Origin of the sequence: Streptomyces violaceusniger Tu 4113 (assembly GCF_000147815.2) — a bacterium.
Classification (GTDB): domain Bacteria; phylum Actinomycetota; class Actinomycetes; order Streptomycetales; family Streptomycetaceae; genus Streptomyces; species Streptomyces violaceusniger_A.
This window is the reverse complement of sequence record NC_015957.1, coordinates 1746584-1768444: the sequence shown is the minus strand read 5'-3', so window position 1 is coordinate 1768444 and position 21861 is coordinate 1746584. Positions and strand designations below refer to the sequence as shown.

The window sequence follows — 21861 nt, the reverse complement described above, 5'->3', positions numbered from 1 at the left end:
TGTGATCTGCACTCATGCCAGGAGGCTATGCGATCACCGGCGGCCTGCAGAGGTTAGTTTGGGGTCCGAGGGAACGGGAGGGGTCAGGCGAGGTGAAGCGCAGGAGAATCGGAGCGGCGGCGCTCGAAGTGGGTGCGATCGGCCTGGGATGCATGCCGATGAGCTGGGCGTACACCGCTTCGCAGCGCAGTGGCGAGACTTCGGTGCGCGCCGTGCACACCGCGCTCGACTCGGGCACGAGCCTGCTGGACACCGCCGACATGTACGGCCCCTTCACCAATGAGCTGCTGATGGGGCGGGTGCTCAAGGAGCGGCGGGCGGACGCCTTCGTGTCCACCAAATGCGGACTGCTGGTGGGCGAGCAGCACATCGTGGCCAACGGGCGGCCCGGCTATGTGAAACGGGCCTGCGACGCCTCGCTGCGCCGGCTGCAGACCGATGTGATCGACCTCTACCAACTGCACCGGGCCGACCCGGAGGTGCCCATAGAGGAGACCTGGGGCGCGATGGCGGAGCTGGTCGCGGCCGGGAAGGTGCGGGCGCTGGGACTGTGCGCCGTGGGTGCGCGGGCGCAGCGGAGGGCGGGCGCGCGGATGCACGACGCCACGGTGCGCCAACTGGAGCGGGTCCAGCAGGTCTTTCCGGTGAGCTGTGTACAGGCGGAGCTGTCGGTGTGGTCGCCCGACGCCCTGGAGGCGCTGGTGCCGTGGTGCGCCTCGCGCGGGGTGGGCTTCCTGGCGGCGATGCCGCTCGGCAACGGCTTCCTGAGCGGGACGCTGACTCCGGGGCAGGGCTTCGAGCCGGACGACATGCGGGCCCGGCATCCGCGGTTCACGGCGGAGATGATGGCCGCGAACCAGCCGATCGTGGCCGGTCTGCGACGGGTCGCCCAGCGGCACGGGGACGAGGTGACCCCGGCGCAGGTGGCCCTGGCCTGGCTGCTGGCGCAGGGGCCGCATGTGGTGCCGGTGCCGGGGACGAAACGGGAGCGGTGGGCGGCGGAGAACTGCGCGGCGGCCGATGTGCCGCTCTCGCACGAGGACCTCGCGGAGATCGCGGAGCTGCCGCCGGCGCGCGGGTCGTGGGACTGAGGCGCCGCGTGCGGGCTCTGGTCCGGGCCTGGCTCTGTGGTCTGGGTCTGGCTCTGTGGTCCGGGCCAGGCTCTGGTCCGGGCTTGGCTCTGGTCCGGGTCCGGTTCGGGGATGGGAACCCGGCGCAGGGCAGCGGTGTATAAGAATCAGTGCCGTGCCGCGGCACACGTGCCCATGGAGAGGAATCCGACCATGCGACGCCCTCGCGTGACCTCTGTACTCGCCGCCGCTGCCGCCGTGTTGCTCGTGGCGGGCTGCTCGTCCGACGGCGACAGCATCATCAGTCCGGGCGGCCGCTCGTCCGCGCCCTCGAAGCCGGGCGGCGGGGGCTCCTCCTCTGGCGAGCCCTCGCCGACGGAGTCCGCGGCGCCCGCGAAGGGCTCGGTGAAGGTGGTGCGCACACTCACCACGAAGCTGGACTCCCCCTGGGGGCTGGCGCCGCTGCCCGGCGGGGATCTGCTGGTCTCCTCGCGGGACACCGGGAAGATCTTCAAGGTCTCGGCGGACACCGGGAAGAAGACCGAGGTGGGGTCCGTCCCGGGCGTCTCCGCCGCCGGTGAGGGCGGGCTGCTGGGGCTGGCGGTCTCCTCCGACTTCGGCGCGGACCATATGGTCTACGCGTACTTCACCACCGACTCGGACAACCGCATCGTCCGCATGGTGTACGACGACAAGCGCCCCGCGGGCGATCAACTGGGCGCCCCGGACACGATCTTCAAGGGCATCCCCAAGGGCACGATTCACAACGGCGGCCGCATCGCTTTCGGCCCGGACAAGATGCTCTACGCGGGCACGGGAGAGAGCGGTGACCGCGGGCTCGCCCAGGACATGGACTCCTTCGGCGGCAAGATCCTGCGGATGACCCCGGACGGCGAGCCCGCGCCCCGCAATCCGGACGCCCAATCGGTTGTCTACACCTGGGGTCACCGCAATGTGCAGGGCCTGGCCTGGGATGCGGACAAGCGGCTGTGGGCCTCCGAGTTCGGCCAGGACACCTGGGACGAGCTCAATCCGATCGAGCCGGGCAAGAACTACGGCTGGCCGGAGGTCGAGGGCAAGGCCGGTAAGAAGGGCTTTGTCGATCCGATCGAGCAGTGGAAGCCCAAGGACGCCTCGCCGAGCGGAATCGCCTTCGCCAAGGGCTCGATCTGGATGGCGGGGCTGCGCGGTGAGCGGCTGTGGCGCATTCCGCTGAAGGGCGACAAGCCGGTGGCGAAGCCGCAGTCGTTCCTGGACGGGAAGTACGGACGGCTGCGCAGCGTGGTGGCGGCGGACGACGGGGGGCTGTGGCTGACGACGAGCAATACAGATGGGCGTGGCAAGCCGGGCAAGCAGGACGACCGGATCCTGCGGTTGGAGGTCCGCTGAGCGGAGAGGGAGTCCGCTGAGGGGCGCTGAGGGGAGGGTGAACCGGTCGATCATGACACCGAGTTCGGCGGACATGTCGCGGCGTGCCCGTTCTGTGAGCGGTCTGCCTACACTGGCAGCAGCCGCACGCCTACGGGGGTCGTCATGTTCAACCTCATCGAGGAGCTCTTCGCACCCGGCCGCAAGCACACCGAGGAAGAGCGCAACCGGCTGGAGGTCACGCTCGACGAGACGGGCAGCAGTGACCCGGGAAAGGGCCCTGTGGACCTCGACTCCGGCCGGGTGGTGATCCGGCCCCGCGAAGAGGGCTGACCCGGCGGACAGTCAGCGCACAGCGCGGGCTGTGAGCGCCGCGCGTCCGGTCAGCGCGCGCGTCCGGTCAGCACCCCGCGCGCCCCGTCAGCGCGCGCGTCCCGTCAGCGCCTCCGTGCGTCCGGTCAGCGCCCCGCCAACCCCGTCAGGGCGCGTCCGCGGCCCGCCGGCCCGCGCGTCGCGTCACAGCACCCCGCGCGTCCCGTCACGTGCTCAGCGCGCCGCCGCGCCGTCGGTCAGGCCGTCCACCAGCCGCAGCCGATGGGCCACGGCGGCCGCCTCGCCCCGGCCCGAGACGCCCAGCTTGGCGAGGATGTTGGAGACATGGACGCTCGCCGTCTTGGGCGAGATGAAGAGCTCCTCGGCGATCTGGCGATTGCTGCGCCCCGCGGCGACCAGCCGCAGCACATCCCGCTCCCGGGGTGTCAGCCCCAGCTCCTCGGCCGGATCGGCGGGCTCGGCCGCAGGGACCGGAGAGCCCGGGGCCTGGGAGCCCGAAGTCTGGGAGCCCGGGGCCGGGGGCAACGCGGGGGTGCGGGGCAGGGGCGCGTCGAGCGCGGGGCGGGTCGCGGCGGACGCCAGGGGCAGCCGGGCGCGCCGGGCCAGCAGCTCGATCTCCTCGCGCAGCGGGCGGGCGCCCAGCCACTCGGCCACGGCATGCGCCTGGACGAGCAGTTCGGCGGCGTGCTCGCGATCGGCCTGGGCCGGGGCGCCCTGGCCGGGGGTGAGCAGCGCCTCCGCCCAGCGGTGGCGGGCGCGGGCCAGCGGATACGGGCGGTCCAGCGCGGCGAAGGCGTCCGTGGCCTCGCCCCAGAGGTCGGGCCGGTCCCGGCCCTCGGCGCGCTCCCGTTCGGCCTGGAGCATCGCCGCGTAGGCCCGCCATACCGGCACGGGCTGGGCCACCCGCTTCGCGGCGGCCCGGAGCCGGGCCAGCGCCTCGCCCCGGCCCGGCTCGGCCGTGGGCAGTCCGCGCGCGGCCGACTCGGCCGCGGCGGCCGTGTACAGCAGCGGCCAGGCGTAGCGCTGCAGCCCGGGCGGGAAACCGGCCTCCACGACCTGGTCCAGCACGGCCCGGACCTCCAGGATCCGGCCGCGTGCCGCCGCGAGTTCGATGACCCGGCCCGCGACCTGGAGGGTGTACTGCGGTTCGGTGTTGTGGGCGCCGTAGTGCTCCCGGGCGGCGGCCAGCTCGCGCTCCGCCGTGTCCCACTCGCCGCGCGCCAGCGCCAGTTCAGCGAGCCGGTTGGCGGCGGTGCCATGCGGCTTGGTGCCGAGGGCGAGCCGCCGGGTCTTCCGGGCCGCCGCCTCCGCCTCGTCCCAGCGGCCCAGGGAGAACAGCGACTCGGCCAGATTCCCGTACAGCCAGGCCCGGGAGTCCACCAGGCCGACGCGGTCCAGGATCCGGGCGCCCTCCTCGGCGGTCTCCACCGCCTCGACCGACCGGCCGACCCCCTCCAGCGCCGAGGCGAGATTGACATAGCACCGCCCCAGGACGCTGACGTCGCCGAGGGCCACGGCCTGTCTGCAGACCTCGCGCATCTCGGCCAGCCCGCGCTCGATGTCGCCGGAGTCACCGGTGAAGTAGCCCAGCGTCAGCCGGGCGTTCAGCTCCGTGCTCTCGGCGCCGACCATCCGGGCCAGCTCCACCGCCCGTTCGGCGGCCGCCAGGCCCTCCGGCCCGGGCCGGTGGGTCATCGTCCAGCCCGCCACGTGCGCCATGACGTCGGCGTGCACGGGGGACGGCGGCAGCCCGCGCACCAGCTCCTGGGCACGGCTCAGCTCCGCCCAGCCGTCCCCGCGTGCCAGGCCCTCCATCAGCTTGGACTGCTGGGTCCAGAACCAGGCGGCCCGCAAAGGGTCGTCACCGCTTCCGTCCAGCGCCCGCAGTGCCCGCTTGGCGACGGCCAGCGCCCGCTCCCGCTGCCCGGACATATGCGCGGCCACCACCACCTCGGCGAGCAGATCGAGCTGGCGCAGCGCCTGGTCCTCACAGCCGCAGGCGGGGTACACCTCGGCGTAGTCCACGGGCCGCTGCGCCTCCCGTATCTCCTCGGGGGCGTCCTCCCACAGCTCCATGGCCCGCTCCAGCAGCCGCAACTGCTCCGCGTGGGCGTACCGCCGCCGGGCCTCGACGGACGCCTGGAGCACGGCGGGCAGGGCCTTGGCGGGGTCGTGGGCGTAGTACCAGTAGCTGGCCAGCCGGGCGGCCCGCTCATCGGCCCGCACCAGCGCGGGCTCGGCCTCCAGGGCCTGTGCGAAGCGCCGGTTGAGGCGGGAGCGCTCCCCGGGCAGCAGATCGTCGACGACGGCCTCGCGCATCAGCGCATGCCGGAAGCGGTAGCCGCTGTCGTCGGACGTGGGGCGCAGGATGTTCGCCCCGACCGCGGCCCGCAACGCGTCGATCAGCTCGTCCTCGCCCAGCCGGGCGACCGCGCGCAGCAGTTCGTACTCCACGGAGGAGCCGCCCTCGGCGAGGATCCGCACCACGCCCTGCGCCTCCTCGGGCAGCGCCTCGACCCGCACCAGCAGCAGATCGCGCAGGGATTCGCTGAGCCCGGTGCTGCAGCCCTCGTTGAGGGAGCGGGCGATCTCCTCCACGAAGAAGGCGTTGCCGTCGCTGCGCTTGAAGATCCGGTCGACCAGGTCGCGCTCCGGCTCGGCCCCGTTGATCCCGGTGAGCTGGGCGTGCACCTCGCCCCGGGTGAAGCGGGACACCTCGATGCGCCGCACCTCGCGCATCCGGTCCACCTCGGCCAGGAAGGGGCGCAGCGGATGGCGGCGGTGGATGTCGTCGGAGCGGTAGGTGGCCACGACCAGCAGCCGGGCGCTGAGCAGCGAGCGGAAGAGATAGCCGAGCAGTTCGCGGGTGGAGCGGTCGGCCCAGTGCAGATCCTCGATGGCGACGACGAGGGTGCGCTCCGCGGCCAGCCGCTCCAGCAGCCGTACGGTGAGCTCGAAGAGCCGGGCCCGGCCGTCCCCGTCGTGGGACGCGCGGGCGGTCTCGCCCAACTCGGGCAGCAGCCGGGCCAGTTCGCCCTCCTGTCCGGCGGCGGCCCCGTCCAGCTCGGTGCCCAGTTTGCGGCGCAGTGAGCGCAGCACGGTGGACACAGGCGCGAACGGCAGCCCGTCGGCGCCGATTTCCACACAGCCGCCGACCGCCGCGACCGCCCCCGCGGCCACGGCCGAGGCCAGGAACTCGTCGATGAGCCGGGTCTTGCCGACCCCCGCCTCCCCACCGATCAGCAGCACCTGCGGCTCGCCCGCGGTGGCGCGGGCGAGCGCGTCCTCGAGGGCGGCCAACTCCTGGGCGCGGCCCACGAACACCGGGCTGACAGACGTGGTGTGCACGTCTTCGAGCATCGCATAGGGCACTGACACCGCGGCACCGGCTTTTCCGGCACCCGCCGCCCAGGCTCCCGCTGCCTCGGCTCCCACTGCTTGGGCTCCCGCCCCGGCCCCCATGACGAGCCGCACGGCCCGGCCTCCCTCAGGCCGCCGTGCGGTACGACCGCGGTGAGCGATGGCCGCGCCACCGCCGGACCGGCCTCACCCGCCCTCCGGACTCACGCCCGGCCGACCGGCCGCCGGACGCCTCCACCGCCTCCCGGACCAACCGGTGAGCGGCGGCCTCCCGCAGCAACTCGGCCTCGCGGATCCGATGCAACTCGTGGTGCAGCATGGTGTTCTCCCTGGTGACGAGGGTCTCGTGGAATGCGTCCACTCTCGTCGCCCAGGAGGGTCCGGCACATCGGGAAGCTGCCTGATCTTCGCTCGGCCCAGGGCCTTAGGCCCCCTGCCCGCACGGCTGAGGAAGCCTGAGGAAGGTCCTCAGGGCGGAGGAGGGTCCTTAGGGGGTAGGGAGGGCTCCTTAGGGAACCGGCGACCGCGCCGTACCGGCCCGCGCCGCCCCGCTCCCCGACTGTCCCGGCAGCGACACCGGCCCCGGCACCGATCCAGCGGCCCGACCCTCTCCCTCGCCCTCCGCCTCGATGCTGATCTTCGGCAGCAGCCGCTCCAGCCGGCCCGGCAGCCACCAGTTGGCGCCCCCGAGCAGATGCATCAGGGCGGGCACCAGGAGCGTACGGAGGACGAAGGCGTCCAGGGCGACCGCGGCCGCCAGCCCGATGCCGAACATGGCGATGATCCGGTCGCCGCTCAGCACGAACGCCGAGAAGACCGCGATCATGATGACGGCCGCGGAGTTGATGACCCGGCTGGTCTCGGCGAGCCCCACCCGGACCGCCGTGCGGTTGTCGCGGGTGCGCCGCCACTCCTCGTACATCCGGCTGACCAGGAAGACCTGGTAGTCCATGGAGAGCCCGAAGAGCACCGACACCATGATCACCGGCAGGAAGGGCTCGATCGGGCCCGCCCTGCCCAGCCCCAGCAGTTCGCTCCCCCAGCCCCATTGGAAGATCGCGACCACCACGCCGAAGGACGACGCGACGGCGGCCACATTCATGACCGCCGCCTTGATCGGGATGCCGATGCTGCGGAACGCGAGCAGCAGCAGCACACATCCCAACGCCACCACCACCCCCACGAACAGCGGCAGCTTGCTGACGATCACCGCGGCGAAGTCGTCGTAGCCCGCGGTCAGCCCGCCGACGTACACCCGCAGCGAGCTGCCCTCCTCGGCCTGGGGCAGCACCTCGGCGCGCAGCCGTCCGACGAGGTCGGAGGTGGCCCGCGACTGCGGTGCCGTCTTGGGGACGACCGTGATGACGCCGGTGTCGCCGCCCCCGTCCAGGTCCGCGGCGCTCACCGAGGCGACCCCGTCGATGGTGCGCAGGACCTTGGGCAGTTGGGTGAAGGCCATACGGTCGTCGGCCCCGTCGATGCTGCCCATCAGCGTCAACGGCCCGTTGAAACCTGGCCCGAACCCATCGGCCAGCAGGTCGTACGCACGCCTCGTGGTCGAGGCCGAGGGGCCGTTGCCCTGATCAGAGGTGCCCAGGTGGAGGGAGAAGGTGGGGAGCGCGAGCAGCGCGATGAGGGCGGCCGCGGCGGCCCCCAGCAGCTTGGGGCGGCGTTCGACGCAGACCGCCCAGCGGGCGCACAGGCCCTTGGCCGCCGTGGCTTCCGGCCCCCGCTCGGCCAGCCGGCTGCGCTCCCGCCGGCTGAGGGCCCGCATGCCGATCAGCCCGAGCAGCGCGGGCAGCAGGGTGAGCGAGGCGGCGACCGTAAGGGCGACGGTGAGCGCCGCCGCGACCGCCACCCCGTTGAGGAAGGACAGCCGCAGGACCAGCATGCCGAGGAGCGCGAGACAGACGGTCGCCCCCGCGAACACCACCGCGCGCCCCGAGGTGACCACCGCGCGCTGTGCGGCCTGTTCGACCGACAGCCCCCGCCGCAGCCCCCTGCGGTGCCGGGTGACGATGAACAGCGCGTAATCGATCCCCACGCCGAGGCCGATCAGCATGCCGAGCATGGGCGCGAAGTCGGCGATGGTCAGGGCGTGGCCGAGCAGCCCGATGGCCGCGTACGCGGTGCCGACGCCGATGAGCGCGGTGGCGATCGGCAGCAGCGTCGCCGCGAGCGAGCCGAAGGCGAGGAAGAGGACGACGGCGGCCACGCCGACCCCGATGGCCTCGCTCAGATGGGCGGGTCCGGTCCGCTCGGTGAGCCCGGCGCCCACGCCGCCCATCTCGACCTCCAGGCCCCGAACCCCGGAGGCGGCGGAGCGCACCGTGTCCAGCACCCGGCGCACTTCGGCCTCGCCCAGGTCGGCGGCGGGTTTGCGGAAGGCCACGGTGGCGTATGCGGTGTGCTGGTCGGCGCTGATCCGGCTGGTGTCATCGGTGCCGTAGGGGCCGGTCACGGAAGCGACGCCGGGCAGGTCCGGGACCTGCCGCAGCGCCGCCGTCATCCGCCGCTCGACCCCCGGCGCGCGTACGGTGCCCGCGCCGTCCTTGGTGTGCCAGACGATGGTGTCGCTGTCCCCCGCCCGGTCGGGCAGCCGCCGTTCCAGCAGGGCGGTGGCCTTGGAGGAGTCGGTGCCGGGGATGTCGTAGTCGTTCGAGTACGCGGACCCGGTCACGGCCGCCGCCGCGGCGACCCCCGCGAAGGCGGCCAGCCACAGCGCGATGACGATGGCGCGGCGCCTGAGACACCAGCGGGCGAGTGCGGCCATGGCTGCCTTCCGGTTCGGGCGCCAGGGGCGACGTGATGTGGTTGTGACCTGAGCACTCTGTCAGGCAGATAAGATCCTTTGTCCCCTTTGTGGGCTTCACCACATGAATGAGCGGGAAGTCGGAGAGCATGACTCCTGCCGCGTCCCGAGGCCGCCGCCCGCGTATCGGCATCGGCGGTATGCACATCGAGTCCAGCACCTTCAGCCCGCACCGCACCGCCTACGATGACTTCCGCGTCATCCGCGACACGGAGCTGCTGGACCGCTATGCCTGGACCCGGCCGGACGGCGATCTGGCCGGCCGCGCCGAGTGGGTGCCCCTGCTCCACGCCGTCGCGCTCCCCGGCGGCCCGGTCGAGCGCGAGACCTACGACCGGATCAAGGGCGAGCTGATCGAGCGGCTGCGCCGGGCCGGTCCGCTCGACGGGCTGGTCTACGACATCCACGGCGCGATGAGCGTGGTGGGCCTGGAGGACGCCGAGGGCGATCTCACCGAGGCCGTACGGGAAGCGATCGGGCCCGGCGCGCTGATCTCCGCCGCCATGGATCCGCACGGCAATGTCTCCCGCCGCTTCGCCGGCCGGCTCGATCTGGTCACCGCCCACCGCCTCGCCCCCCACGAGGACGCCTGGGAGACCCGCGAGCGCGCCGCCCGCAAGCTGGTGGAGCGCCTCGACTGCGGCCGGGGCCGCCCGCATCTCGCCTGGGTGCAGATCCCGGTGCTGCTGCCCGGTGAGCGCACCAGCACCCGTCTGGAGCCCGCCAAATCGCTGTACGGGCGGCTGGCCGCCGTGGAATCGATGGACGGTGTCGTGGACGCGGCGATCTGGGTGGGCTACGCCTGGGCGGACGAGCCGCGCTGCCGGGCGGCCGTGGTGGTGACCGGCGACGACCCCGTGCTCGCGGTCGAGCAGACCCGCTCGCTGGCCCGCGAGTACTGGGATATGCGCCGCGACTTCGCCTTCGTCGGCCCCACCGGCGGCGCCGACGCGTGCATCGCCGAGGCCGTCGCCTCCTCCGCCCGCCCCTTCCTGATCAGCGACTCCGGCGACAATCCCACGGCCGGAGGCGCCGGGGACCTCGCCTATATGCTCGGCCGGTTGCTGGCCAGCGAGGATCTGGCCACCGGCCGCGCCACCGCCCTGCACCCCGGGATCACCGATCCGGCGGCGGTCGCGGAGTGCTTCGCCGCCGGGCCGGGCGCGACGGTCCGGCTCCGCGTCGGCGGCGGGATCAGCCAGGGGACGGCGGACCACGCCGAGCCCTGCGAGCTGACCGGCGAGGTGGTGGCCCTGCGCCGGGACGACCCCGTCGGCGGGGATCTCGCGGCGGTGCGGCACGGGGGCGTCACGGTGGTCCTGGTCAGCCGCCGCAAACCGTTCCACACGCTGGCCGACTTCGGCGAGCTGGACCCGCGCGACCATGACCTCGTCGTCGTCAAGATCGGCTATCTGGAGCCCGAGCTGCACGACCTGGCGGCGGACTGGCGGCTCGCGCTCACCCCCGGCGGCGTCGACCAGGATCTTGCGCGCCTGGGCCATCGGCGCCTCGCGCGGCCGCTGTACCCGTTCGACGACGAGGGGTTCGAGGTCCCGCATCTGGAGCCGCTACTGCTCTGAGCTCCGCTGGACGTGCCTCGAGATGCCGTCGATCGTCTGCGGCGCCGTCGTGGTCGGCCACGCCCACGCGGCGGAGCCGCACATCGACACAGCCCCGCGCCCCTTCAGGGCGCCTTTCGAACCGCAGCCGACGTCCACCGATCCGCTGAGGGGCACATACGACGGCGGCGGGGTGCGCCCTCGCGCACCCCGCCGCCGTCATGGACACAACGGACGAACGTCAGCCCTCGACGCCCAGCTTCTCCAGGATCAGCTCACGCACCCGCGCCGCGTCCGCCTGGCCGCGCGTGGCCTTCATGACCGCGCCGACCAGCGCACCCGCCGCCGCGACCTTGCCGCCGCGGATCTTGTCGGCGATGGCCGCGTTGGCCGCGATCGCCTCGTCCACGGCGGTGCCGAGCGCACCCTCGTCCGAGACGACCTTCAGCCCGCGCTCGGTGACGACCTCGTCCGGGCCGCCCTCGCCCGCGAGGACGCCCTCGATCGTCTGGCGGGCCAGCTTGTCGTTGAGCGAACCCTCCTTGACCAGCGCGCACACCCGGGCGACCTGCGACGGAGTGATCGGCAGCGCCGCGAGCTCCACCCCGTCCTCGTTGGCGCGGCGGGCCAGCTCGCCCATCCACCACTTACGGGCCTGGTCGGCCGGGGCGCCCTCGTCGATGGTGGCGGTGATCAGGTCGATCGCGCCCGCGTTGAGCACCGACTGCATCTCGTGCCGGGACAGGCCCCACTCCTCGCGCAGCCGGTTGCGGTACACCCGCGGCAGCTCGGGAAGCCCGCCGCGCAGCTCCTCCACCCAGGCACGGGTGGGGGCGACCGGCACCAGGTCGGGCTCGGGGAAGTAGCGGTAGTCCTCGGCCTCCTCCTTGACCCGGCCGGAGGTGGTGGAGCCGTCCTCCTCGTGGAAGTGACGGGTCTCCTGGATGATCGTGCCACCGTCGTCCAGCACCGCGGCATGGCGCTGGACCTCGAAGCGCACGGCCCGCTCGACCGATCGCAGCGAGTTGACGTTCTTGGTCTCGGAGCGGGTGCCGAACTTCTCGACGCCCCGCGGGCGCAGCGACAGGTTCACATCGCAGCGCATCTGGCCCATTTCCATCCGCGCCTCGGAGACCCCGAGCGACTTGATGAGTTCGCGCAGCTCGGTCACATACGCCTTGGCGATCTCCGGGGCCTTCTCCCCGGCGCCGACGATCGGCTTGGTGACGATCTCGATCAGCGGGATACCGGCCCGGTTGTAGTCGAGCAGGGAGTGCTGGGCGCCTTGGATACGGCCGGTCGCGCCACCCACATGGGTGGACTTGCCGGTGTCCTCTTCCATATGGGCGCGCTCGATCTCGACGCGGAAGACCTCCCCGTCGACGTCGACGTCCAGATAGCCGTTGTAGGCGATCGGCTCGTCGTACTGCGACGTCTGGAAGTTCTTCGGCATGTCCGGATAGAAGTAGTTCTTCCGGGCGAAGCGGCACCATTCGGCGATCTCGCAGTTGAGTGCGAGCCCGATCTTGATGGCGGACTCGACACCGGTCGCGTTGACCACCGGGAGCGAGCCGGGCATGCCGAGGCAGGTGGGGCAGGTCTGCGTGTTGGGCTCGGCGCCCAGCGCCGTGGAGCACCCGCAGAACATCTTGGTCTTGGTGCCGAGCTCGACATGCACCTCGAGCCCCATCACGGGGTCGTAGGCGGCCAGGGCGTCCTCGTACGACACCAGTTCAGTGACGGTCACGGAAAAACTAACCTCTCAGTCCGCGAGGACGTCGTCGTCGCCCATGCGCTTGAGCTCGCGGACGAGCAGGGCGACGCCGGTGACGATGGCGGCGGCCGAGACCACCGCGTCGGCCAGCTGCAGCTTGTCGTTCTCGAAGCGGGCCTTCTTGACCTGCTTCGCCACGCTGACCGCTCCGAACAGCGAGCCCGCGATGGACAGGTAGGTGCCGGGCCGGGACTTCTTGAAGCCCTTGGCCTTCTTGATCGCACTCATAGTGTCTCTCCGTTCGCTTCTCCGCCCACGCGGCGCAGAGGTGCGGCTGTCAACGTCATCCGCGGCCCGGCGGCCGCGCGTGCGTCGCTCACAGGGACGGTGCCTCCTCGAGCAGCGGGTGGCCCCACTTGTCGGCGAGCGCGGCCTCGACCGCGGCGCCGACCTTGTAGAGCCGGTCGTCGGCCATGGCGGGGGCGATGATCTGCAGTCCGACCGGCAGACCGTCCTCCGGCGCCAGACCGCAGGGCAGTGACATGGCCGCGTTCCCCGCGAGGTTGGTGGGAATCGTGCAGAGGTCGGCCAGATACATCGCCATCGGGTCGTCGGCGCGCTCGCCGATCGGGAAGGCGGTGGTCGGGGTGGTCGGCGAGATCAGCACGTCGACCCGCTCGAACGCCTTCTCGAAGTCACGCTTGATCAGCGTACGGACCTTCTGCGCGGAGCCGTAGTACGCGTCGTAGTAGCCGGAGCTGAGCGCGTAGGTGCCGAGCATGACCCGCCGCTTGACCTCCGCGCCGAAGCCCTCCGCGCGGGTGAGCGCGGTGACCTCCTCCGCGGACTTCGTGCCGTCGTCGCCCACCCGCAGGCCGTAGCGCATGGCGTCGAAGCGGGCCAGGTTGGACGAGCACTCGGACGGCGCGATCAGGTAGTACGCGGCCAGCGCCTTGTCGAAGGACGGGCAGGAGATCTCCTCGATCTCGGCGCCCAGCTCCCGCAGCAGCTCCACGGACTCGTTGAAGCGCTGCATGACGCCGGCCTGGTAGCCCTCGCCCGCGAACTCCTTGACGACGCCGATGCGCATCCCCCGCACGCTGCCGTTGCGCGCGGCCTCGACGACGGCCGGGACCGGCTCGTCGATGGAGGTCGAGTCCATCGGGTCGTGCCCGGCGATGACCTCGTGCAGCAGCGCCGCGTCCAGCACGGTGCGGGCGCAGGGGCCGCCCTGGTCGAGCGAGGAGGAGAAGGCCACCATGCCGTAGCGGGAGACCCCGCCGTACGTCGGCTTGACCCCCACGGTGCCGGTGACGGCGGCCGGCTGGCGGATCGAGCCGCCGGTGTCGGTGCCGATGGCGAGCGGGGCCTGGAAGGAGGCCAGCGAGGCGGAGGAGCCGCCGCCGGAGCCGCCGGGGATACGGGTGAGGTCCCAGGGGTTGCCGGTGGGACCGAACGCGCTGTTCTCGGTCGAGGACCCCATGGCGAACTCGTCCATGTTGGTCTTGCCGAGGATGATCACGTCCGCGTCCCGCAGCCGCTGGGTCACCGTCGCGTCGTACGGCGGGATCCACCCTTCGAGGATCTTGGAACCGACCGTGGTCGGGATCCCCTTGGTGGTGAAGATGTCCTTGAGCGCGAGCGGAACACCGGCCAGCGGGCCCAGCTCCTCGCCGCGCTCCCGCTTCTCGTCGACGGCGCGCGCCTGGGCGAGCGCCCCCTCACGGTCCACGTGCAGGAAGGCGTGCACCTTCTCGTCCACGGCCTCGATACGGGCCAGATGCGCCTCGGTCACCTCGACGGCGGTGACCTCGCCGGAGGCGATCCTGGCGGCGATCTCGGCCGCGGTGAGCCTGGTCAGGTCGGTCACAGTGGTCACTCCTCCCCCAGGATCTGCGGCACCTTGAAACGCTGCTGCTCCTGGGCCGGGGCGCAGGCCAGGGCCTGCTGCGGGGTCAGGGACGGACGGACCTCGTCCGCGCGCATGACGTTGGTCAGCGGCAGCGGGTGAGAGGTCGGCGGTACGTCTTGGTCGGCGACCTCGGAGACGCGGGCGACCGCGCCGATGATGTCGTCGAGCTGTCCGGCGAAGTGGTCGAGCTCTTCGGCCTTCAGCTCCAGACGCGCCAGCCGGGCGAGGTGGGCGACCTCCTCGCGCGTGATGCCAGGCATGCAGCGATCCTCAAAGTGAGTGTGGAGTGTTTCGGCCCCAATCCTATGGCTCTCCACACACGGCGCGCGAAAGGCTTTGGTGCACCCGCGTCATGGCTCCCTCCGCGAGGGGGCACCTCCCAGCGGTGGCTGGGGGAGGAACGGGTGGGCACAACGCACCCACCGGCCCGCGGCCGACGACGAAAAAACGCCCAGGGGCGCCGGGGGCGGCGCCCTCACGTCACGGGCTGATCCGCGTCCTCCTCCGCGGGAGCCTGTGCCTGGTCCGACGGCTCCGCCGGCTCGCGGTGCCAGCCACCCTCGCCCCGCGCCCGCAGCCACGCCGTCGCCTCCTCCGGCGGCATCGCGGCGGCCACCAGCCAGCCCTGCACCGCGTCGCAGCCCAGATCCCGCAGCCGCTCCCAGGTCTCGTCGTCCTCGACGCCCTCGGCCACCACGAGCAGGCCCAGCGAGTGGGCGAGGTCGACCGTACAGCGGACGATCTCGGCGTCCTCGTTGTCGACGGCCAGCCGGGCCACGAAGGAACGGTCGATCTTGAGCTCGCTCACCGGCAGCCGCCGCAGATGGACCAGCGAGGAATAGCCCGTCCCGAAGTCGTCGAGCGACATCTTCACGCCATGGCCGGTGAGCCCGGCCAGTGTGTCGGCGGCCCGCTGCGGGTCCTCCAGCAGCACATGCTCGGTTATCTCCAACTGAAGGGCGCCCGCCGGGACGCCGTGCCGGGCCAGCCGCCCAGCGACCGCGCCGGCGAAGCCGGGGGTGTGGACATCGCGCGGCGAGACGTTGACCGCGACCGGCACCTCGAGGCCGTCGGCGCGCCAGCGCGCGACCTGGCCCAGCGCCGTCTCCAGGACGTACTCGGTCAGCCGGGGCATCAGCCCGGAGCTTTCGGCCATGGAGATGAACTCGTCCGGCGGCACCCTGCCCCGGTCCGGGTGGACCCAGCGCACCAGCGCCTCCAGGCCCGCCACATGCCCGTCGAAGCCGACCTTGGGCTGATAGTGCAGGTCGACGTCGCCCGCGTCCAGGGCGCGCCGCAGATCGCCGAGCAGACCGAGCCGGTCGGGGGTGTTGCCGTCGCGGCGGGCCTCGTACAGCTCGACTCCGCTGCGGTCCCGCTTGGCCTGGTACATCGCGACGTCGGCGCGGCGCAGCAGCCCCTCGGCGTCCAGTGCGTGGTCGGGGTAGACGGCGACCCCGGCGCTGGCCTCCAGCACCAGGGTCAGTCCGTCCAGGTCGAGGGGGGAGCCGAGATCGCCGACCAGGACGCGGGCGCTGCGCTGGGCGCTGGTGAGCGAGTCGGTGGTGGGCAGCAGCACCGCGAACTCGTCGCCGCCGAGCCGGGCCACCTCCGCCCCGCGGGGCAGGGCGAGCCGCAGCCGCTCGGCGATCTGCAGCAGCAGCCGGTCACCGGCCAGATGGCCCAGGGTGTCGTTGACCGAACGGAAGCGGTCGAGGTCCAGCAGGACCAGCGCGGTGCGGGTGCCGGCCCGCTCGGACTCGTCCAGCGCGGTCCAGGTGCGCTCCAGCAGCCACTGGCGGTTGGGCAGCCCGGTGAGCGGGTCGCGCAACTGCTCCTCGGCGCGGACCCGGGCGATCCACAGCGTGGAGTCCAGGGCGACCAGCGGCACCGCGAACAGCGGGAGCAGCAGCGGGGTGTCCCCGGCGACGACCACGATGAGGGGGGCGATGCCGAGCAGCGCGATGCCGACGAGGGCCTGCCGGAAAAGGGCGGTGCGGGCGACGGTGGGCAGTCCGGCGCCGGGCGGGGCGAGGGAGCACCACAGCAGGGCGCGGGTCAGGGCGAGATAGACGAAGGCGGCCAGGGCCGTCTGGGGGATGGCGGAGACGTCCCAGGTGTCGGTGCGCCAGGGATGTTCGACCGAGGGGGTGGTGCCGAAGGCGGCGAGGGTGAGGGCGGCCGCGCCGACCCCGAGAATGTCGACCGCGCCGTGCAGGGCTGCCTGCCGCCATCGGTGCCGGCGGGCGGCGCCGACCAGGACGACCACGGCGAGGCTGACCAGCACGGCCGGAATCCAGCCGTAGAGCAGCAGCGCGGCCAGGGTTAACGCGGCCCCGGAGCCGGTGCCGCCCCACCAGCGGTCGCGCCCGAGGGCGACCAGATGGCCGACGATGATTCCGGTGAGCACGGCGAGCGACCAGCCCACGGTGCCGTCGGGAAAGAGCGCATTGCCCGCGTCGAGCACTCGGAATACCCCGATGCCGAGTGCGAAAGCCGCCATGGCGACCGCCGCGGCCGGCAGCGCGGGCAGCACGGCCCGGCGCAGCCGCGACGCCGGGGCGGCGCTTTCGGTCGGTTTCATACCCGTCCCTCTCACAGCCGGCGGTGCCAGCGCCACGGCGGGCGCACACCTCAACAGTAGGCGGCAGAAGGGGAAGACGGGTGGCGATCGGCGACGGTTCCCCGAATGCCGCCCGACGATCCATGACCTTCTGCTATGCGCTCTAAGGGTGATGCCCGCCGGCTGTACCCGGGAAGTGCTCCCAGTCGTAATCCGGCCAGCTTTGCACCCTCCGGGCGGACAAGATGGCCGGACCACTGCGCCGGATGGGTGGAGCGGCTACTCCAACCGCCCCTGCACGGGCCGTCCGTGCTACTCCGCGGACTCTTCCGGAGGCGTCATCGCGACCTCTCTCGCCGCGTCCGGTCCCTGTTCGAGGAGGACGCCAAATCCGTCCTCATCGAGCACGGGAACCTTCACCTGCATGGCTTTGTCGTACTTCGAGCCCGGATTGTCGCCGACTACCACGAAATCGGTCTTTTTCGAAACCGATCCGGTGACTTTGGCACCACGGCTCTGCAGCGCCTCTTTGGCCCCATCTCGCGTGTACGACTGGAGCGTTCCGGTGACGACGACGGTGAGGCTCTCCAGCGGACGGGGGCCCTCGTCCTCGCCGCCCTCCTCCTCCAGCCGCACCCCGGCCCGCCGCCATTTCTCGAGGATCTCGCGGTGCCAGTCGACCGCGAACCACTCCTTGACCGAGGCGGCGATGGTCGACCCGACCCCCTCCACGGCCGCCAGCTCCTCCTCGTCCGCCTCGGCGATCCGGTCCAGCGAGCGGAATTCACGGGCCAGTGCGGTGGCGGCGACGGGGCCGACATGACGGATCGAAAGGCCGGTGATGATCCGGGCCAGCGGGCGCTCCTTGGCGGCCTCGATATTGGCCAGCATCGCCAGGGCGTTCTTCTTCGCCTCGCCCTTCTGGGTGGCGAAGAAGGTGACGACCTTCGCCTCGCCGGTCTCCGGATCGCGCTTGGGCAGTCCGCTGTCCGGGTCCAGTACATACGACCGAATGGGCAGCAATTGTTCGATCTTCAGATCGAACAGATCACCCTCGTCCTTCACCGGCGGCTCGGTCGGTTCCAGCGGCTGAGTGAGGGCGGCGGCGGCGACATAGCCGAGGTTCTCGATGTCCAGGGATTTCCGCCCGGCGAGATAGAAAATGCGCTCGCGGAGCTGCGCCGGGCAGGACCGGCTGTTGGGACACCGCAGATCGACATCGCCCTCCTTGGCGGGCTGCAGCGGCGTATCGCACTCGGGGCAGGTGGCCGGCATCACGAATTCCCGCTCGCTGCCGTCCCGCAGATCGACGACCGGGCCCAGGATTTCCGGAATGACGTCGCCCGCTTTGCGCAGCACCACGGTGTCACCGATCAGCACACCTTTCGCCTTGACGACATCCTGGTTGTGCAGCGTCGCGAATTCGACCTCCGAACCCGCGACCGTGATCGGCTCGACCACCGCATAAGGCGTCACCCGCCCGGTGCGCCCCACGCCCACCCGGATGTCGACCAGCTTGGTGTTGACCTCCTCGGGCGGGAACTTCCAGGCGATCGCCCAGCGCGGCGCCCGCGAGGTGGAGCCCAGCCGCCCCTGGAGCGGGATCTCGTCCAGCTTGACGACCGCGCCGTCGATCTCGTGCTCCACCGAGTGCCGGTGCTCGCTGTCCCCGTAATACGCGATGTACTCGCGCACGGCCTCGATCGTGTCCACCACTTTGAAGTGGGCGGCGGTGGGCAGCCCCCACTCGTGCAGCAGCTCGTACGCCTGCGACAGCCGGTCGATGTCGAAGCCGTCGCGCGCACCGATGCCGTGCACCACCATGTCCAGCGGCCGAGAGGCGGTGACCTTCGGGTCCTTCTGGCGCAGCGAACCCGCCGCCGCGTTCCGGGGGTTGGCGAACGGCGGCTTGCCCGCCTCCACCAGCCCGGCGTTCAGCTCCTCGAACCGCTCACGGGCCAGGAAGACCTCGCCGCGCACCTCCACCAGCGCCGGGACGCGGTCGCCCGTCAGCCGGTTGGGGATCTTGGCGATCGTGCGCACATTGGGGGTGATGTCCTCGCCGGTGCGGCCGTCGCCACGGGTCGCGGCGCGGGTCAGCCGCCCGTTCTCATAGGTGAGGTTGACCGCGAGGCCGTCCACCTTCAGCTCGCACAGGAAGTGGTACGCGCCGCTGCCCAGCTCCTTGGCGATGCGGTCCGCCCAGGTCGACAGCTCCTCGTCGTCGAACGCGTTGTCCAGGCTGAGCATCCGCTCGCGATGCTCGACCTCGGTGAAATCCGTTTCGTACGCCCCCGCGACCTTCTGGGTCGGCGAGTCGGGCGTACGGAGCGCGGGGGTCTCCTCCTCCAGCGCCTCCAGCTCGCGCATGAGCTTGTCGAACTCCGCGTCGCTGACGACGGGCGCGTCCTTCACGTAGTACCGGAAGCGGTGCTCCTCGATCTGCTCAGCGAGCCTGGCGTGCCTCTCCCGCACCTCGGCGGGGATCTTCGACTGCTGTTCGCCGGCCACCGTGTCGTCCTCCCGTTACTCAGGGTTGTCCGCGAGCGATCTCGCCGCCTGGACGCAATGGGCCAGCGCGGCGCGGGCGTACCCGGGCGAGGCGCCCGCGAGCCCGCACGACGGGGTGATCACCACGGATTCCGCGAGAGTCTCCGGTGACAGCCCCAGCCTGCGCCACAACGTCCTGACACCACTGACGCTACCGGCAGGGTCCGACAATGGACTGTCGGTGCCGGGTACCGCGCCGATGAGCAGCGCCGTACCGCCTTCCACGGCCTCCCCGATCGCCTCCTCCTCACTCTCCGTGAGCAGCGACAGGGGAAAGGAGATCCCCTCGACTCCCGCGCGCCGCAGCAGCCCGAACGGCACGGCGGGCGCGCACGAGTGCACCACCACCGGCCCGCCGGCCGCCTCCACCAGAGTCCGCAGCGCACCCTCGACCACGCCCCGGTCCACGGCGGCGTGGGTGCGGTAGCCGCTGGCGCTGCGGACGCTCCCGCGCAGCACCGACGTCAGCGACGGCTCGTCGAGCTGCAGCACCACCTCGGCGCCCGGCACCCGACGGCGCACCTCCGCCAGATGGGCGCGGCACCCTTCGGCGAGCGAGGCCGTCAGATCGCGGCAGGCGCCCGGGTCGCTCAGCGCGACCTCACCGCCGCGCAGTTCGAGGGAGGCGGCCAGGGTCCAGGGCCCCACGGCCGACACCTTGAGCGCCCCCTGGTACCCCTGGGTGAACTCCTCCAGCGCGTCGAGGTCCTCGCCCATCCAGGCGCGGGCCCGCCGGGTCTCCCGGCCGGGCCGGTCGCTGATCCGCCAGCCGCTCGGCTCCACATGCGCGTACAGCTCGACCAGCATCCCGGCGGTGCGCCCGATCATGTCCGCGCCGGGCCCCCGCGCGGGCAGCTCCGGAAGATACGGCAGGGCCTCCAGCGACCCGGTGACGGTCTTCACTGCCTCCCGCGCGTCGTCGCCCGGCATCGACCCGACGCCGCTCGCGGCCCCCGGGCCCCAGTAGTGCGTGTTGGTGCTCTTGTCGCTCACCCGCGAAGCCTAAGCGCTCCGCTGGGTGTGCCCTTCGCTGGACGTGCCCTGAGCTGCCGTCGTTCGTCTGCGGCGCCGTCGTGGCTGGTCGCGCAGTTCCCCGCGCCCCTTCGGGGCGCCTCCGCACCGCAGCCGACTTCCCCCTAACCGCATGGGCCGTGCACGGCCGGGCAGGCGGCGGGCAGAGCGGCAGGGGCAGGTGACCGCCCCGCGCCGAGGGCGGCTCAGCCGCGGGGGCGGATCTGGAGGTCGGTGATCTCGGCGTCGCGCGGCAGATCGAGCGCGGTCAGGATGGTCGTCGCCACCGTCCCGGGCTCCATCCAGCGCTCCGCGTCGTACTCCTTGCCCTCCTGCTGGTGCACCTTCACCTGCATCGGAGTGGCCGTGCGCCCCGGGTAGACCGTGGTCACCCGGAGGCCGTTGCCGCTCTCCTCCCAGCGCAGCGCGTCGGCCAGCGCCTTGAGCCCGTGCTTGCTGGCGGCGTACGCGCCCCACTGGGCGTTGGCGCGCAGCCCGGCGCCGGAGTTGACGAAGATGACATGCCCCTGGGCCAGCCGCAGTTGCGGGAGCAGCAGGCGGGTCAGCTCGGCGGGCGCGACGAGGTTGGCGGCGAGCTGGCGGGTCCATGCCTTCGGGGTCAGCTCCCCGACCTCGCCCAGGTCGACCACCCCGGCGATGTGCTGCAGCGAGTCGAGCCGGTCGGGCAGCGTCTGGTGGCCCAGCGCCCAGGAGAGCCGGTCCGGGTCCGCCAGGTCGCCGACGATCGTCCGGACCCCCGGGAACCGCTCCGCCAGCTCCTTCGCCCGCCCGGCGTCCCGCGCCAGCAGCCACAGCTCCTCGCCGCGCTCGGCCAGCCGCTCGGTGACCGCCGCGCCGATGCCCGAGCCTGCCCCAGTGATCAGATGCGTTCCCATGCTCCCCAGCTTGCCTCACCGATGGACGCGCCCAGACGACGGTCCCGGCTTGGCGCGATCCCATGCCCGAAACCCGGGCGGACTTCCCGCCGAGCGCTGCCATCCTGTAACGGGTCCGGTTACGGGACCATGGCTCCGGCGGGCGGGAGTCCGGCGCTCTCCAGGATCAGGCGGCGAGGGCCGGAACCGGTGTCGGCGGCGGCCCTCCCCAGGACAACTCGAACCACAGCGTCTTGCCACCGAGCCCGAACGGCTCTTCTCCGATGGCACAGCCGCCCCAGCGGTCGGCGAGGACGTCGAGGATGAACAGGCCACGCCCCTTCTCCAACTCGGTCGACACCGACTCTGCCAGTGGCTTCAGTGGCTCGGGCAGTTCGGGGTTGGTGTCCGTGACGCTGATCCGGAGGACGGGGTGCGACCAGAGCAGGCGCACAGAGGCGTAGTTGTCGGAGTAGCGGACGGAGTTGGTGGTCAGCTCGGACGTCAACAGCGCGGCTCGCTCGACGAGTTCGCGTAGGCCGTGTCCGGTCAGCACGGCGCGCAGGGTGGCCCGGACGATCCCCGGGCCGCGCGGATCGCGAGGGAAGCGGAGTTCGTACTCCCAGGGCTCGGTGAACAGCAGGGGTGGCGGAAACGGGGTCACGCGGCGCCTCCGGTGCGGGGTTTTCGATCGCGGTACGAGGGTGTGTTCGTGGTCGCCGCCTCCCGCTCGT

The 21861-nt window shown here is 72.2% G+C and carries 16 protein-coding genes; 4 read left to right on the top strand and 12 right to left on the bottom strand.

The genetic code is table 11. The features are described from left to right. Positions 1–92: 92 nt before the first annotated feature. The 3 genes from STRVI_RS07890 to STRVI_RS52530 all read left to right on the top strand — a co-directional run bounded on the left by STRVI_RS07890 (position 93) and on the right by STRVI_RS52530 (position 2771). Entirely contained in the window at positions 93–1091 is a 999-nt protein-coding gene (locus STRVI_RS07890) for an aldo/keto reductase (RefSeq protein ID WP_014055108.1), read from the top strand. A 192-nt stretch (positions 1092–1283) separates the two neighbouring features. Next, positions 1284–2459 carry a PQQ-dependent sugar dehydrogenase gene (locus STRVI_RS07885; RefSeq protein ID WP_014055107.1) on the top strand — a complete coding sequence of 392 codons (1176 nt, stop codon included), beginning with the start codon at positions 1284–1286 and terminating at the stop codon, positions 2457–2459. 144 nt (positions 2460–2603) lie between these two features. After that, a complete protein-coding gene (locus STRVI_RS52530; protein ID WP_014055106.1) occupies positions 2604–2771 on the top strand; it encodes a DUF6191 domain-containing protein in 168 nt (55 codons plus the stop codon). A 213-nt stretch (positions 2772–2984) separates the two neighbouring features. Here STRVI_RS52530 and STRVI_RS07880 read toward each other — a convergent pair whose 3' ends face one another. From STRVI_RS07880 to STRVI_RS07870, 3 genes are all read right to left on the bottom strand, one after another. After that, positions 2985–6131: a helix-turn-helix transcriptional regulator gene (locus STRVI_RS07880; protein ID WP_043235551.1), complete on the bottom strand. Its 3147-nt coding sequence runs from the start codon at positions 6129–6131 to the stop codon at positions 2985–2987. Positions 6132–6258: 127 nt separating this feature from the next. After that, positions 6259–6492, bottom strand: a complete 234-nt coding sequence (locus STRVI_RS07875) for a hypothetical protein (protein WP_043235549.1) — start codon at positions 6490–6492, stop codon at positions 6259–6261. 147 nt (positions 6493–6639) lie between these two features. Next, positions 6640–8904 carry an MMPL family transporter gene (locus tag STRVI_RS07870; RefSeq protein ID WP_014055104.1) on the bottom strand — a complete coding sequence of 755 codons (2265 nt, stop codon included), beginning with the start codon at positions 8902–8904 and terminating at the stop codon, positions 6640–6642. Positions 8905–9032: 128 nt separating this feature from the next. Between STRVI_RS07870 and STRVI_RS07865 the strand changes: the two genes are divergently transcribed. Continuing rightward, positions 9033–10523, top strand: a complete 1491-nt coding sequence (locus STRVI_RS07865) for a M81 family metallopeptidase (RefSeq protein WP_014055103.1) — start codon at positions 9033–9035, stop codon at positions 10521–10523. Between the two features lie 220 nt (positions 10524–10743). Here the strand turns inward: STRVI_RS07865 and gatB are convergent, their stop codons facing one another. The 9 genes from gatB to STRVI_RS07820 form a co-directional block, all read right to left on the bottom strand. Beyond that, entirely contained in the window at positions 10744–12249 is a 1506-nt protein-coding gene (gene gatB, locus STRVI_RS07860) for an Asp-tRNA(Asn)/Glu-tRNA(Gln) amidotransferase subunit GatB (protein WP_014055102.1), read from the bottom strand. A gap of 15 nt (positions 12250–12264) precedes the next feature. Continuing rightward, positions 12265–12504, bottom strand: coding sequence for a hypothetical protein (locus tag STRVI_RS07855; protein ID WP_014055101.1), 240 nt, complete (start codon positions 12502–12504; stop codon positions 12265–12267). Between the two features lie 88 nt (positions 12505–12592). After that, the gene (gatA, locus tag STRVI_RS07850) at positions 12593–14086 is read right to left on the bottom strand and encodes an Asp-tRNA(Asn)/Glu-tRNA(Gln) amidotransferase subunit GatA (RefSeq protein ID WP_014055100.1); all 1494 of its coding nucleotides are present in this window, start codon (positions 14084–14086) and stop codon (positions 12593–12595) included. 5 nt (positions 14087–14091) lie between these two features. After that, positions 14092–14388: an Asp-tRNA(Asn)/Glu-tRNA(Gln) amidotransferase subunit GatC gene (gene gatC, locus STRVI_RS07845; RefSeq protein WP_014055099.1), complete on the bottom strand. Its 297-nt coding sequence runs from the start codon at positions 14386–14388 to the stop codon at positions 14092–14094. 215 nt (positions 14389–14603) lie between these two features. Further along, the gene (locus STRVI_RS07840) at positions 14604–16712 is read right to left on the bottom strand and encodes a putative bifunctional diguanylate cyclase/phosphodiesterase (RefSeq protein WP_014055098.1); all 2109 of its coding nucleotides are present in this window, start codon (positions 16710–16712) and stop codon (positions 14604–14606) included. 291 nt (positions 16713–17003) lie between these two features. Continuing rightward, positions 17004–19202: an NAD-dependent DNA ligase LigA gene (gene ligA / locus STRVI_RS07835; protein ID WP_014055097.1), complete on the bottom strand. Its 2199-nt coding sequence runs from the start codon at positions 19200–19202 to the stop codon at positions 17004–17006. Between the two features lie 15 nt (positions 19203–19217). Further along, the gene (locus tag STRVI_RS07830) at positions 19218–20171 is read right to left on the bottom strand and encodes a methionine synthase (protein WP_086019675.1); all 954 of its coding nucleotides are present in this window, start codon (positions 20169–20171) and stop codon (positions 19218–19220) included. A gap of 287 nt (positions 20172–20458) precedes the next feature. Then, positions 20459–21148, bottom strand: coding sequence for an SDR family oxidoreductase (locus STRVI_RS07825; protein WP_014055095.1), 690 nt, complete (start codon positions 21146–21148; stop codon positions 20459–20461). A gap of 166 nt (positions 21149–21314) precedes the next feature. Beyond that, the gene (locus STRVI_RS07820) at positions 21315–21791 is read right to left on the bottom strand and encodes an ATP-binding protein (RefSeq protein ID WP_014055094.1); all 477 of its coding nucleotides are present in this window, start codon (positions 21789–21791) and stop codon (positions 21315–21317) included. Positions 21792–21861 lie beyond the last annotated feature (70 nt).

Coding starts and splice junctions, on each gene's coding strand:
- STRVI_RS07885 (WP_014055107.1), top strand. CDS start 1,284: ATGCGACGCCCTCGCGTGACCTCTGTACTCGCCGCCGCTGCCGCCGTG.
- STRVI_RS52530 (WP_014055106.1), top strand. CDS start 2,604: ATGTTCAACCTCATCGAGGAGCTCTTCGCACCCGGCCGCAAGCACACC.
- STRVI_RS07880 (WP_043235551.1), bottom strand. CDS start 6,131: ATGCTCGAAGACGTGCACACCACGTCTGTCAGCCCGGTGTTCGTGGGC.
- STRVI_RS07870 (WP_014055104.1), bottom strand. CDS start 8,904: ATGGCCGCACTCGCCCGCTGGTGTCTCAGGCGCCGCGCCATCGTCATC.
- STRVI_RS07865 (WP_014055103.1), top strand. CDS start 9,033: ATGACTCCTGCCGCGTCCCGAGGCCGCCGCCCGCGTATCGGCATCGGC.
- STRVI_RS07855 (WP_014055101.1), bottom strand. CDS start 12,504: ATGAGTGCGATCAAGAAGGCCAAGGGCTTCAAGAAGTCCCGGCCCGGC.
- gatC (WP_014055099.1), bottom strand. CDS start 14,388: ATGCCTGGCATCACGCGCGAGGAGGTCGCCCACCTCGCCCGGCTGGCG.
- STRVI_RS07840 (WP_014055098.1), bottom strand. CDS start 16,712: ATGAAACCGACCGAAAGCGCCGCCCCGGCGTCGCGGCTGCGCCGGGCC.
- STRVI_RS07830 (WP_086019675.1), bottom strand. CDS start 20,171: ATGCCGGGCGACGACGCGCGGGAGGCAGTGAAGACCGTCACCGGGTCG.
- STRVI_RS07825 (WP_014055095.1), bottom strand. CDS start 21,148: ATGGGAACGCATCTGATCACTGGGGCAGGCTCGGGCATCGGCGCGGCG.